Genomic DNA, 13,380 nt, shown 5'->3' with positions numbered 1-13,380 from the left:
ACTGTGTGCCCATTATAACCACGTCAAGGTCAAAAGCGTTAGCTAACGCCTTTATTTAATGCGCTTACTGCTTTGAAGCCTTGTTCAATAGTGGCTATGCGGTCAGTGGTTCGGTCGCGCTCTACAAATTTATGTTCAATGCCAGCCAGCTTGCCGTGCGCAAATATCTCTTTAAAGTTAATAGTACCTGTGCCCACGTCAGCAAAGCTGCCGTCTTCCGCCAAATCTTTCACATGCCAAAGCTTAAAGCGGCCTGGGTACAGCTTAAAGTAATCAATGGGGTTTTTACCTGCTTTTACCGTCCAGTACAAATCTAGCTCCATGGCAACAAGGTCTGGGTCGGTCTGAGTTATAAGCACGTCTAATGGTGTCTTACCGTCGCGTAATTCAAATTCAAAATCGTGGTTGTGGTAGGCAAGGGTAATGCCTTCTTTCTTACAGGCTTCACCAATGATGTTTAGCTTTTCTGCAAGGGCTTGGTAAGGCGCTATACCCGTACCGCGCTGTGCTTCGCTAAGCCAAGGTACCACTAAGTACTTGTGACCAACGGTTTGTGCGTCATCTAAAATTTGAGACAGGTTAGTATCGAACGCGTCTAACTGAATATGTGCCGAGGGCGCAGTTAGGCCGTTTTCATCAAGCAGTTGCTTAATTTCTTTTGCGCTGTGGTCAAAGTAGCCTGCAAATTCCATTTCCGAATAGCCAACATCTGCAACCAGTTTAAGCGTTGCCGGCACACTCACCTTCATAATATCTCTAAGCGTATAAAGCTGCAGACCAACAGCACTCTTATGCATGCCCTTCATCATAGCTCCTTTATCACTACCATGCCCCTGAACCGAACTAGTACTTGCCAAAACAGCAGGAGCGCTCATAGTCGCCAATAAACCAGAAGAGTATTTAATGAACTGTCGTCTTGAAACGCCAGAGCCAATACTGCTGGCCGCGTCTAAAATTGCTGTCTTGCTCAAGGTTTCTTTACTCCAATTCACTGTATGCTCCTTTATATGTCTAGGTTCATAGGGGCTGGCGCTTTACTCTCACTAATTAACTCAAAGCCTTGCCTGTGCTCCCACGTACAATAAGTTCAAACGGCATAATAACCTTGGGGGCTTTGCGAATTTTGCCGTTCAGTAGGTCCACTAAAAGCGTAACTGCCGTTCTACCAAACTCTTCTGCCGGTTGTGCAATAGTCGTTAGCGGCGGGTCGACAAAGGCTGAGAACGCAATGTCGTCAAAACCTGCTACAGAAATATCGTTTGGTACATGCAAATTAGCTTGCTTGAAGGCTTGCATGGCACCAATAGCTGTTTCGTCGTTTTCGCAAAAAACAGCGGTAGGCCTGTCTTTCAAACGAGCAATGGTTTCGCCTGCGTTGTATCCGGCCTGTAATGTAAAGTCTCCCGGGAACAGCAAATTTTCATCAAAAGAAATACCAGCTTGCGTTAGTGCGTCCTTGTAGCCAGCTAGACGGTCTTGAGTCAGCGGGCTAGAGTTCGGCCCTTTAATCATGGCAATGCGGGAATGTCCTAACGATATTAAGTGTTCGGTCATTGCCTTGGCTGCAGCACGGTTGTCTAACGACACAACAGGATATTGACCATCGTCAATCACCTCACAGGCATTCACCATTGGAAGTAGGCCATTGTCGTTGATCATAGTGGCATCAAATGGGTTGTGCGCACGCAGCTGAATAAGCCCATCTGCCTGGGAAGTGCTTACCATTTTGGCGTAATGGCTTTCAATTTCGCTGTTACCAAGGGTGTTGGCAAGTAAAATGGAATAACCTAGCTCTGCGGCTGCTTCCTGCATTCCGCTAATAACACGGGCAAAAAACACGTTCGCTACCGTGGGCACCAGTACCACTAAATTGTGGGTTTTTCCCGAGCGAAACTTAACCGCCATTAAGTTAGGCTTATATCCAACTGCCTGAACCGCGGCCATCACCTTATTGCGCGTTTTAGGAGAAACACGCTCAGGTTGTTGCAAGGTTCTTGATACGGTAGCGACCGACACGCCGGCACTATCTGCTACATCTCTAATATTTGCCATTTGAGTTATTGCTGTTTGTTAATTCACTCGCGCATTGTAAACCTAACTCAGTAGAGGTGTGCTCTATACAATGGTAGCGAATTCAAAATTTACGTGAAATTACTATGTAACCGTTTTCATTTTAAGTAAAAGAATACGCAGTTTCATTAAAACGTCAAAGGTTATTTGTAGGATTTATGTAAATTTGAGTTAGTGTTATGTTTGAATTTTGTGCAGAAATAGGCTGTTTTAGGTAGCAAAGCCTCGGTATCACCTAGTCATTTGTAAACTTTAGATTAATAAAATGCTGCTTTTTGTGTTGACCATAAAAATGTAACGGGTTACATTTTGTTGCATTAGTAACACCAATAGTGCGTTTGAACACAGAGGAATTTCAATGCAACCAATTCGAATGGGAATGATCGGAGGTGGGGAAAGCGCATTCATCGGTGCCGTGCATCGTCATGCCGCAGGGTTAGATGGGAACTACCAGTTGGTGTGTGGCGCATTTAGCCGCAACGAAGAAAATAATACGCGTACTGCTTCTGCATTGAACGTATCAACATCGCGCACATACGACAGCTGGCAGTCAATGTTAGAAGAAGAAGCCAAATTACCTGAGCAGCAGCGCATGCAGGTTGTGGTTATCGTAACGCCTAATCATCTTCACGTACCTATTTCACTTGCCGCAATTAAAGCGGGCTTTCATGTTTTCTGTGAAAAACCAGCAGGCGTTAGCTTTGCAGAAGTAAAAGAGCTTCAAGATGTTATTCACGCTAGTGAATCGCTATACGGCTTGGCTCATACCTACCTTGGTTATCCTATGGTTTGGCAAGCACGTCACCTTGTTGAAAGCGGTAAGCTGGGCAAAATTCGAAAAGTGTATGTTGAGTATCCGCAAGGCTGGTTGTCGGGCGAAGAAGAAACGCACAATAAGCAAGCGCAGTGGCGTACCGATCCAGCAATTTCTGGCGCAACGGGCGCAATGGGTGACATCGGCACTCATGCCTTTGGACTTGTTGAGTTTGTATTAAACGACAGTGTTATCTCGCTTTGTGGCGAGTTAAATACGCATGTTGAAGGACGCCGATTAGATGACGACGGCGCTGCGCTTATTAAAACTAAAAAGGGCGCATCGGGTGTGCTGATTGCTTCACAGGTTTGTGCCGGTGAAGAAAACGCATTGAAGATTCGCGTCTACGGTGACAAAGGTGGCTTGGAGTGGCGTCAAATGGAGCCCAATTCTGTCATTTTTCGCCCTGTTGATGCCCCTTATCAAGTGTTTAGAGCCGGCCAAGGTCAAGTTGGGTTATGTGATGCTGCATCTGCACGTTGTCGTGTTCCAGCTGGCCACCCAGAGGGCTACTTAGAAGCAATGGCAAACTTGTATACCGATTTTGCTAAAGCGGTACGCGCGAATCGTAAAGGCAAAGCTGACGGCGTTCCAGGAATAAATTCAGGCATACGCGGAATGGTATTTATAGATGCCATGCTTGCCAGTACTGACAGCGACACCAAATGGGAGTCGGTCAGTCAGGAAGGAACGCAGTAATGCAATTAATACATACAATGAAAAAGGTGAGCGCTTATGGCTACTAATCAACAACCTATAAAAGGGCCGGCTATTTTCCTTGCTCAGTTCATGGGAAAAGAAGCGCCGTTCGATACGCTCGAAAATATGGCGAAGTGGGCAGCGTCGCTTGGTTACAAGGGAATACAGGTACCTACTGATCCTAGTCTGTTCGATTTAGAAAAAGCAGCGGAGAGCCAAGAGTACTGCGACAACATTGCTAAAATTTGTAAAGACGCAGGCGTAGAAATCACTGAGCTTTCTACGCACTTACAAGGTCAGCTAGTGGCGGTTCACCCCGCTTACGACGAGTTATTCGATAACTTTGCGCCGGCGCACTTGCACGGCAAGCCACAAGAGCGAACCGAATGGGCAATTAATCAGCTCAAATGTGCGGCTATTGCCAGTAGGCGCTTAGGATTGAAAGCTCACGCTACCTTTTCTGGTGCATTAATGTGGCACTTGGTTTACCCGTGGCCTCAGCGTCCTGCTGGCTTGGTCGAGCAAGGCTTTGCTGAATTAGCCAAGCGTTGGAAACCCATTCTCGATGCATTCGACGATGCGGGTGTTGACGTATGCTACGAAATTCATCCCGGGGAAGACTTGCACGATGGGGCTTCGTTCGAACAGTTTTTAAAAGCTGTAGATAACCACCCACGAGCAAATATTCTTTTCGATCCAAGCCACTTTGTTTTGCAGCAGCTTGACTACCTTGACTTCATTGACCGCTACCACAGCCGGATCAAAATGTTTCACGTCAAAGACGCCGAGTTCAATCCGAACGGTAGAAACGGTGTGTACGGCGGCTATCAAGACTGGCAAGACCGCGCGGGACGCTTCCGCTCCCTTGGCGACGGCCAGGTCGACTTCAAAGGTATTTTCAGCAAGCTTACCCAGTATGGCTTCACAGGTTGGGCAGTTTTAGAGTGGGAATGCTGCTTAAAAGACAGTGCGCAAGGCGCGGCAGAAGGCGCACCGTTTATCGCTTCACACATTATCGAGCCAAGCAAATATGCGTTTGACGACTTTGCTGGTGGAGACGTTAGCGAAGCGAAGAATAATCGTATTTTAGGCCTTGAGCGCTAAGCGCCATCAATAGGATAACAATAACTATGATAACCCTACGCCTTAGTTTGATGATGTTCCTTCAGTTCTTCATTTGGGGAGGCTGGTTTGTAACATTAGGTACGTATCTATCAAATACCCTGTCTGCCAATGGTGGGCAAATCGGTATGGCTTTCTCAACCCAGAGCTGGGGCGCCATCATTGCCCCCTTTATTGTGGGCCTTATTGCTGACCGGTTCTTTAATGCAGAAAAGATCCTCGGCTTACTACATATTGTTGGTGCCGTGCTTATGTACTGTATGTACCAAGCGAATGATTTTGCCAGCTTTTACCCTTATGTGTTGGCATACATGATTGCATACATGCCTACGCTTGCTTTGGTTAACTCAGTGTCATTCGGACAAATGGTCGACCCGTCAAAAGAGTTCGGAAAAGTTCGTGTGTGGGGCACTATCGGCTGGATTGTAGCAGGCCTTATGATTAGCTATGTCTTCTCATGGGATTCTGCACAGTCTATTGCCGATGGTATGCTCAAAAACACCTTCTTATTATGTAGCATTGCCTCGTTAATTTTAGGTGTGTTCAGTTTTACGCTACCAAACACGCCACCTCAATCTAGCGGTAAAGCGGTAACTATACGCGACATTCTTGGCTTAGATGCGTTGGCACTGCTCAAAGATAAGAATTTCTTTGTGTTCTTTTTCTCATCGGTACTCATTTGTATTCCGTTGGCGTTTTACTACCAGAATGCAAACCCTTTCCTTACTGAAATAGGCGTTGAAAATGCAACGGGCAAAATGACACTAGGTCAAGTTTCCGAAGTATTGTTCATGTTGGCCCTGCCGGTATTTTTGAACCGTTTCGGCATTAAAGCCACGTTAGTGATAGGCATGGCAGCGTGGGTTGTACGTTATGCACTGTTCGCATTCGGAAACGCTGACGAAGGCTTGTTCATGCTTATTGTTGGTATTGCACTGCACGGTATTTGTTACGACTTCTTCTTTGTATCAGGGCAAATCTATACCAATGCAAAGGCGGGAGAAAACGTAAAAAGTGCAGCGCAGGGGCTAATTACCTTAGCGACATATGGGGTAGGTATGCTGGTGGGCTTTGCGGTTGCTGGCTCAATTACCGATACCTACACGATGGAAACCGGTGCGCATAGTTGGCAGCAGGTTTGGTTATTCCCAGCAGGGTTCGCCGCGGTTGTGTTAGTGCTATTCACTATTTTATTTAGAAAGGAAAAGGTGAACTCAGATGCATAACAACTCACGCAGGAAATTACTTCAAAGCATGGCAATGACTGGGGTGGGGCTAGCAGGAGTAGGATTAACCGCCTCTGGTTTAGCGGCAGCCGAGTCAACCACAGCAGGTAAAGGTAGTAATGCCATGAATACACCGCTTAAAGGCAATGTGAATCACTCGGTAAGTCGATGGACTTACGGCGATTTAAGTATTGAAGAGTTGTGTAAAACCGTAAAAGGCTTGGGCTTTAGTGCGATTGACCTAGTCGGCCCTGAAGATTGGCCTGTGCTAAAGCAATACGGCATCGATTCTTCTATGTGTAACGGCGCCGAGATAAGTCTTGAAGACGGTTTCATTCACAGTGAGCTCCACGACGAATTAGAAGCGCGTTATATAAAGCACATCGATTTGATCGCTGATGCAGGTTATACAAACCTTATCTGCTTTAGCGGCAATGCACGAGGCATGTCACGAGAAGAGGGACTGGAAAATGCGGTTAAAGGGTTAAAACGTATTTTACCTCATGCTGAAAAGCGCAACGTGGTGATTTTTATGGAGCTGTTTAACAGCAAAGTCGACCACCCTGATTACATGGCCGACAATTCTGCATGGGCGATAGAACTTTGCAAACGCCTAGGCTCTAAGCACTTCTCACTACTTTACGATATCTACCACATGCAAATTAATGAGGGAGATATCATCCGAACTATTCGAGATAACTATCAGTACTTTGGTCACTATCACACGGCCGGCGTTCCCGGTCGTCACGAAATCGATGCTTCACAAGAACTCAACTATGAAGCCATTGCTAAAGCCATTGTCGAGACCGGATTTAAAGGCTATTTAGCACAAGAGTTTATACCCACACCGAAAAGCAAAGCCAGCAGAATAGCGTCGCTAGAACAAGCGATCCATATCTGTGATGTGTAACGTGCGAACAGGCACAGCGACGAATTAAGTTTTAAGGACGTGTTATGGCGAGTAACGAATACGATGCAATAGTCATTGGATCTGGTATTAGCGGCGGTTGGGCAGCTAAAGAGCTTACAGAAAAAGGTTTGAAAGTGCTTATGCTCGAGCGTGGTCAAAATATTGAACATATTAAAGACTATAAAAACGCTCATAAAGAAGATTGGGATTATCCGCATCGCGATTTACCTACTCAGGCAATGAAAGTAGATTATCCCGTGCTTAAGCGCGACTACCCGCTAAATGAAAAAACCTACGGTATGTGGGCAAATGAAAAAGAAAATCCTTATATCGAAGAGAAGCGTTTCGACTGGTACAGAGGCTACCATGTAGGCGGACGCTCATTGTTATGGGGGCGCCAAAGCTACCGCTTAAACAAAGAAGATTTCGAAGCTAACGCTAAAGAAGGTATTGCCGTCGACTGGCCTATACGTTACGACGATTTGGCACCCTGGTATGACTACGTAGAAAAATTTGCGGGTATTAGTGGTAATCGCGATGGCTTAGATGTACTGCCTGATGGTGTATACCAGCCACCAATGCCAATGAATATTGTAGAGAAAAGTGTCGCGGCGCGGGTGAAGAAGGCCTATGAAGGCGCGCGTCACATCGTGCATGGCCGCACTTCAAACATGACACAAAGCAAACCTGAAGAAGGGCGTGTTCATTGTCAGTACCGCAATAAGTGCTGGTTGGGTTGCCCTTTCGGTGGCTATTTCAGTACACAAGCATCTACGCTTCCGGCTGCGGTTAAAACAGGTAACTTAACCCTTCGTCCTTTCTCGATTGTAAAAGAGATCTTGTTCGACAAAGACAAAAAGCGCGCCACTGGCGTTGAAATTATCGATGCAGAAACCAACGAGACTTATGTATTCAAAAGTAAAATCGTTTTCGTTAATGCGTCAGCTTTGAACTCGGCATGGGTACTAATGAATTCTGCCACGGATGTGTGGGACGATGGATTGGGAAGCAGTAGTGGCGAGCTAGGCCACAACGTTATGGACCACCATTTTAGAGTAGGAGCATCGGCAGAAGTAGAGGGCTTTGACGATAAGTATACTTACGGACGCAGACCAAGCGGTTTCTATGTGCCAAGGTTTAGAAATTGGGATGGTGATAAGCGTGACTACTTGCGTGGATTCGGCTATCAAGGCAGCGCGAGTCGTTCGGGCTGGCGCAAAGATATTGCCGAACTTGGTATAGGTGCAGGGCTAAAAGATGCGATCACCGAGCCGGGTCCTTGGACCATCGGGATGACAGCTTTCGGTGAAATTCTTCCGTACCACGAAAATAAAGTGTACCTGAACAAAAAAGTCACCGATAAGTGGGGCTTGCCGGTACTTGCCATGGACGTTGAGATCAAAGAAAACGAACTCAAGATGCGTAAAGATATGCAGCAAGACGCCGTTGATATGTTCGAAGCAGCTGGGCTTAAGAATGTTCAAGGTTGGGATGCCGACTATGCTCCTGGCATGGGTATTCACGAAATGGGTACGGCGCGTATGGGCAGAGATCCAAAAACGTCTGTTTTAAATGCGCATAACCAAGTATGGGACGCACCTAACGTATTCGTGACCGATGGTGCAGCAATGACATCGGCCAGCTGTGTTAACCCTTCACTGACCTATATGGCATTAACGGCAAGAGCCGCAGACTTTGCCGTAGAAGAGTTAAAGCGAGGAAATCTATAATGGAACGCAGAGAACTACTTAAACTTATTGCGACAGCGACGGGTACGGCGTTATTTGCAGGGAATGTGTTTGCATACAAAGATATTCCTGTGGTACCGCTAAGTGACACATTGTTTAACGAGAAAGACGTGGCTCTACTCAATGAGATGGGGGAAGTAATCATTCCCCAAACAGATACGCCCGGAGCAAAAGCTGCAAACGTTGGTGCAACAATGGCTGTGCTGGTAACCGATTGCTACACCCCCTTACTTCAAAAGAGGTTTGCCGATGGCATAAAGAAAATTTCTTCATTAAGCCAAAGTCGCTTCAATAAGCCATTCATCCAGCTTACTAAGCAAGAGCGAGAAACCTTCTTTAACGATTTGGATGTGGAAGCAAAAGCGGCGAACCTTGCTAACGGTGTTTATCAAGGCGTTGAGACAGGAAAGCCAAGTCAGTGGGAGCCAGGCACCGATGAGCCAACCCCTCACTACTTTACGTTATTAAAACAGCTAACACTATATTGCTTTTTCACGTCTCAAGTTGGCGCGACTAAAGTACTTCGATATGTAGCTATTCCTGGGCGTTACGATGGAGCATTTCCTTATAAGAAGGGCGAGAAAGCGTGGGCCACATAAGCTCGATAGAGAAGGGCCAGTATCCAGGAGTTGCGTATACAGGAGCCTTATATAAAGCTCAGTGAACAAACGCAAAGTGCGAATAGGGTAAAAACAGGAAAGACAATCGCTGCATAGTGATGAAACAGTTTAGAAAAGGTGCTTACATAATGAATAAAGCTATTGTTGCCTCTACGGTGGCGCTACTTATGCCGCTTAGCGCATTTGCTACAACAGAATTAGATACCGAAAAAAGTGAATCACGTCTAACTCGTGAACAGCAGGCCGCTAAAACGGAAGTTTGGGAACCTGTTCCTGAAGTGGTTTCTTTTGATAAGGCAGGCGTGCCCTCTGATGCCATCTCGTTAATTGGTGATGACCTATCTAATTGGACTTCAGTAAAGGAAGGTGATGCTAAGTGGACGCTGGAAAACGGTGTACTAACTGTGAAGCCGGGAACAGGCGATATCAGAACGAAAGCAGAGTTTTGTGATGTTCAGTTGCACGTAGAGTGGAAAGCGCCTCAGCCAGAAGCCGGTATGGAAGGACAGCAGCGTAATAATAGCGGTATTTTCCTTCAACAAAGATACGAGATTCAGGTATTAGACTCATACCAGAACAAGACCTATCCCAATGGTCAGGCGGCAAGTGTATATAAGCAAACTATCCCGTTAGTTAATGCTATGAAGTCCCCTGGTGAGTGGCAAAGCTATGACATTATCTATAAAGCCCCTACCTTTAACGGTGAAGAGTTAGCAACAAAGGGCTATGTTACGGTAATACATAACGGCGTAGTGGTTCAGAACCATACTGAAATTCAAGGGACAACAGAGTGGATCGGTGCACCTAAATACAAAGCTCACGGATGCGCGCCGCTTCAATTGCAAGATCACGGCAACTTAGTAAGCTTTAAAAATATGTGGGTAAGACCACTTTAAAAAGCAAGCCGATAGATATCTTCAATCTCTTCAACACTTAATTGCTTGGGATTATTGCGAAGAAGGCGAGTTACTTTACTCGCCTCTTCAGCTAATTCACCTACACAAGATGCCGGAATATTGAAGTGGGTGAGTGAAGCGGGAATACCTACATCGCGACACAGTTTTTCTATTGCAACTAATAATAGTTTAATTGCTTCCTCTTTTGAGTGGTGACGCTCACATACCTTTAAAAGTTTAGCCACACAATAAAGTTTGTCTTGGCAGAACGGCGCATTAACTTTCAAAACGTGAGGCAGCATTACCGCGTTACTCATACCATGTGATAAATGAAATCTGCCCCCTAGTGGATAAGCTAAGGCATGTACTGCCCCCACGCCTGCGTTTCCAAACGCAAGACCGGCCATTAAACTGCCGGTAGCCATATCTTCACGTGCTGACAAATTCTCACCATTATTATAAGCGTGAAGTAATGAATTAAAGATAAGCTTCAGTGCTTTCTCTGCTAGTGCATCGGTAATTGGACTGGCATTTACACTTATATAAGCTTCAAGCGCGTGAACGAATGCGTCTATACCGCTCGCTGCTGTAATCGACTGTGGGCATGTTTTTGTCATCTCAGGTGCAACAATAGCAACATCGGGTAACAAGCAGTGGCTAACAATCCCTTTTTTCATTTGTGCTATCGGGTCTGACAAAATAGCAATGTTGGTAACTTCGGAGCCTGTACCTGCGGTAGTGGGTATAACAATAAGGGGGAGGTTTCTTTGTTTAAGCGTATTTTCTCCGAAGAGCTCTGCAAGAGGGCCGGTATAGTCATAAGTGGCGGCAAGTACTTTAGCGCTATCAATCGCACTGCCTCCACCCAGCGCGATTATTCCGTCTACCTTCTTCTTTCGAAGCAAGCGCAGCTTTTCTTCTATAACATCTACTTCTGGCTCAGGAGGTATATCATCAATAATAAGTACAGGTTCAGAAGAAACTAGCGTGAGTATTTGGTCGAGAAGTCCTGATGAAGATACGCCTTTATCAGTTAACACTGCACAGTTACTTATGCCTAAACGTTTCATTTCATCAGCGAGGGCTTTAATTGCACCAAGTCCAGTAATGAGTTTTCCCGCGGTCTTAAATTCCGAAACCTTCATAGAATGCTCCTGATATGGACGTAATTTTATTAGTTACGAGCTATTTAATTTATAGTACAACACAGCGGATACCACTTAACTAAGCTTATAGATGGTTAAAAGTGAGGTTGATTCGTGGTTTTAATGAACACTTTGTGTGTTGTTTGTGCAAACGATCGAAAAATAAGGTTTTTTTCGAAATAAGTGTTGACGTGAGCGCTCATTTCCCTAAAATGCGCATCCGCTTCGGGGGAAAAGCAAAACAGCAAGCCTCCTGAAGTGAGTCTCTACTACCTATATAGGCCAGTAAAGACGGGAGTTTAGAAGAAACGCTTTAGAAAATAAATTTTCAAAAAGTGTTGACAACGAAAACTTCCAGCGTATAATGCGCACCTCACTCGAACAGGGTGGGTCACTAAGAAGCGAACGGCTTCTAGTGAATTGCGACGAAGTCGCAACGTTCTTTAACAATTTAGACAAGACAATCTGTGTGGGCACTCGTTAAGAGTGTCACAACGACGATTCATATTTCGATATATTTAATTGAAGAGTTTGATCATGGCTCAGATTGAACGCTGGCGGCAGGCCTAACACATGCAAGTCGAACGGTAACATTTCTAGCTTGCTAGAAGATGACGAGTGGCGGACGGGTGAGTAATGCTTGGGAACTTGCCTTTGCGAGGGGGATAACAGTTGGAAACGACTGCTAATACCGCATAATGTCTTCGGACCAAACGGGGCTTAGGCTCCGGCGCAAAGAGAGGCCCAAGTGAGATTAGCTAGTTGGTAAGGTAAAGGCTTACCAAGGCAACGATCTCTAGCTGTTCTGAGAGGAAGATCAGCCACACTGGGACTGAGACACGGCCCAGACTCCTACGGGAGGCAGCAGTGGGGAATATTGCACAATGGGGGAAACCCTGATGCAGCCATGCCGCGTGTGTGAAGAAGGCCTTCGGGTTGTAAAGCACTTTCAGTTGTGAGGAAAAGTTAGTAGTTAATACCTGCTAGCCGTGACGTTAACAACAGAAGAAGCACCGGCTAACTCCGTGCCAGCAGCCGCGGTAATACGGAGGGTGCGAGCGTTAATCGGAATTACTGGGCGTAAAGCGCACGCAGGCGGTTTGTTAAGCTAGATGTGAAAGCCCCGGGCTCAACCTGGGATGGTCATTTAGAACTGGCAGACTAGAGTCTTGGAGAGGGGAGTGGAATTCCAGGTGTAGCGGTGAAATGCGTAGATATCTGGAGGAACATCAGTGGCGAAGGCGACTCCCTGGCCAAAGACTGACGCTCATGTGCGAAAGTGTGGGTAGCGAACAGGATTAGATACCCTGGTAGTCCACACCGTAAACGCTGTCTACTAGCTGTTTGTGACTTTAAGTCGTGAGTAGCGAAGCTAACGCGCTAAGTAGACCGCCTGGGGAGTACGGCCGCAAGGTTAAAACTCAAATGAATTGACGGGGGCCCGCACAAGCGGTGGAGCATGTGGTTTAATTCGATGCAACGCGAAGAACCTTACCTACACTTGACATGCAGAGAACTTTCCAGAGATGGATTGGTGCCTTCGGGAACTCTGACACAGGTGCTGCATGGCTGTCGTCAGCTCGTGTCGTGAGATGTTGGGTTAAGTCCCGCAACGAGCGCAACCCTTGTCCTTAGTTGCCAGCATTAAGTTGGGCACTCTAAGGAGACTGCCGGTGACAAACCGGAGGAAGGTGGGGACGACGTCAAGTCATCATGGCCCTTACGTGTAGGGCTACACACGTGCTACAATGGCATTTACAGAGGGAAGCGAGACAGTGATGTGGAGCGGACCCCTTAAAGAATGTCGTAGTCCGGATTGGAGTCTGCAACTCGACTCCATGAAGTCGGAATCGCTAGTAATCGCAGGTCAGAATACTGCGGTGAATACGTTCCCGGGCCTTGTACACACCGCCCGTCACACCATGGGAGTGGGATGCAAAAGAAGTAGTTAGTCTAACCTTCGGGAGGACGATTACCACTTTGTGTTTCATGACTGGGGTGAAGTCGTAACAAGGTAACCCTAGGGGAACCTGGGGTTGGATCACCTCCTTACCATTACGTCGAAAGACGCACTTGATGCAGTGCCTACACAGATAGTCTTGTTTAAAATGAAGAACGACACAAGTTTAT

Annotated in this window: 10 protein-coding genes and 1 rRNA gene; 8 read left to right on the top strand and 3 right to left on the bottom strand. The window is 46.3% G+C overall.

The genetic code is table 11. The annotated features are described in order from the left end of the window. Positions 1-38 precede the first annotated feature (38 nt). Complete coding sequence (locus tag ACYX4M_RS05550; protein WP_476082208.1) at positions 39-992, bottom strand: sugar phosphate isomerase/epimerase family protein; 954 nt, start codon at positions 990-992, stop codon at positions 39-41. Positions 993-1,047: 55 nt separating this feature from the next. After that, a complete protein-coding gene (locus tag ACYX4M_RS05545) occupies positions 1,048-2,052 on the bottom strand; it encodes a LacI family DNA-binding transcriptional regulator (protein WP_476082207.1) in 1,005 nt (334 codons plus the stop codon). A gap of 376 nt (positions 2,053-2,428) precedes the next feature. Here ACYX4M_RS05545 and ACYX4M_RS05540 point away from each other — a divergent pair, with 376 nt between their 5' ends. From ACYX4M_RS05540 to ACYX4M_RS05510, 7 genes are all read left to right on the top strand, one after another. After that, positions 2,429-3,583 carry a Gfo/Idh/MocA family protein gene (locus ACYX4M_RS05540; RefSeq protein ID WP_476082206.1) on the top strand — a complete coding sequence of 385 codons (1,155 nt, stop codon included), beginning with the start codon at positions 2,429-2,431 and terminating at the stop codon, positions 3,581-3,583. 36 nt (positions 3,584-3,619) lie between these two features. Continuing rightward, positions 3,620-4,687, top strand: coding sequence for a sugar phosphate isomerase/epimerase family protein (locus ACYX4M_RS05535; protein ID WP_476082205.1), 1,068 nt, complete (start codon positions 3,620-3,622; stop codon positions 4,685-4,687). Positions 4,688-4,713: 26 nt separating this feature from the next. Further along, on the top strand, positions 4,714-5,931 hold the full coding sequence (locus tag ACYX4M_RS05530; RefSeq protein ID WP_476082204.1) for a nucleoside permease: 1,218 nt from the start codon (positions 4,714-4,716) through the stop codon (positions 5,929-5,931). Beyond that, entirely contained in the window at positions 5,924-6,841 is a 918-nt protein-coding gene (locus ACYX4M_RS05525) for a hydroxypyruvate isomerase family protein (protein WP_476082203.1), read from the top strand. The genes ACYX4M_RS05530 and ACYX4M_RS05525 overlap by 8 nt, the downstream gene beginning before the upstream one ends. A gap of 44 nt (positions 6,842-6,885) precedes the next feature. Then, positions 6,886-8,571 (top strand): GMC oxidoreductase, encoded by a 1,686-nt coding sequence (locus ACYX4M_RS05520; protein WP_476082202.1) that lies wholly within the window; start codon positions 6,886-6,888, stop codon positions 8,569-8,571. Further along, the gene (locus ACYX4M_RS05515; protein ID WP_476082201.1) at positions 8,571-9,188 is read left to right on the top strand and encodes a gluconate 2-dehydrogenase subunit 3 family protein; all 618 of its coding nucleotides are present in this window, start codon (positions 8,571-8,573) and stop codon (positions 9,186-9,188) included. Before ACYX4M_RS05520 ends, ACYX4M_RS05515 begins: the two co-directional genes overlap by 1 nt. 149 nt (positions 9,189-9,337) lie before the next feature. Beyond that, a complete protein-coding gene (locus tag ACYX4M_RS05510; protein ID WP_476082200.1) occupies positions 9,338-10,105 on the top strand; it encodes a 3-keto-disaccharide hydrolase in 768 nt (255 codons plus the stop codon). Here ACYX4M_RS05510 and ACYX4M_RS05505 read toward each other — a convergent pair. Continuing rightward, positions 10,102-11,250, bottom strand: coding sequence for an iron-containing alcohol dehydrogenase (locus ACYX4M_RS05505; protein WP_476082199.1), 1,149 nt, complete (start codon positions 11,248-11,250; stop codon positions 10,102-10,104). The two genes, ACYX4M_RS05510 and ACYX4M_RS05505, sit on opposite strands and share 4 nt — an antisense overlap. 519 nt (positions 11,251-11,769) lie before the next feature. On the opposite strand from ACYX4M_RS05505, the gene ACYX4M_RS05500 reads away from it, so the two are divergent. Beyond that, positions 11,770-13,302 (top strand): 16S ribosomal RNA (locus ACYX4M_RS05500). Positions 13,303-13,380 lie beyond the last annotated feature (78 nt).

Source organism: Alteromonas sp. ABV4_150 (assembly GCF_056311745.1).
Note: the sequence above shows the minus strand (reverse complement) of the source record. Positions and strands in the feature narration are given on the sequence as shown.

Coding starts and splice junctions, on each gene's coding strand:
- ACYX4M_RS05545 (WP_476082207.1), bottom strand. CDS start 2,052: ATGGCAAATATTAGAGATGTAGCAGATAGTGCCGGCGTGTCGGTCGCT.
- ACYX4M_RS05540 (WP_476082206.1), top strand. CDS start 2,429: ATGCAACCAATTCGAATGGGAATGATCGGAGGTGGGGAAAGCGCATTC.
- ACYX4M_RS05535 (WP_476082205.1), top strand. CDS start 3,620: ATGGCTACTAATCAACAACCTATAAAAGGGCCGGCTATTTTCCTTGCT.
- ACYX4M_RS05530 (WP_476082204.1), top strand. CDS start 4,714: ATGATAACCCTACGCCTTAGTTTGATGATGTTCCTTCAGTTCTTCATT.
- ACYX4M_RS05525 (WP_476082203.1), top strand. CDS start 5,924: ATGCATAACAACTCACGCAGGAAATTACTTCAAAGCATGGCAATGACT.
- ACYX4M_RS05520 (WP_476082202.1), top strand. CDS start 6,886: ATGGCGAGTAACGAATACGATGCAATAGTCATTGGATCTGGTATTAGC.
- ACYX4M_RS05515 (WP_476082201.1), top strand. CDS start 8,571: ATGGAACGCAGAGAACTACTTAAACTTATTGCGACAGCGACGGGTACG.
- ACYX4M_RS05510 (WP_476082200.1), top strand. CDS start 9,338: ATGAATAAAGCTATTGTTGCCTCTACGGTGGCGCTACTTATGCCGCTT.
- ACYX4M_RS05505 (WP_476082199.1), bottom strand. CDS start 11,250: ATGAAGGTTTCGGAATTTAAGACCGCGGGAAAACTCATTACTGGACTT.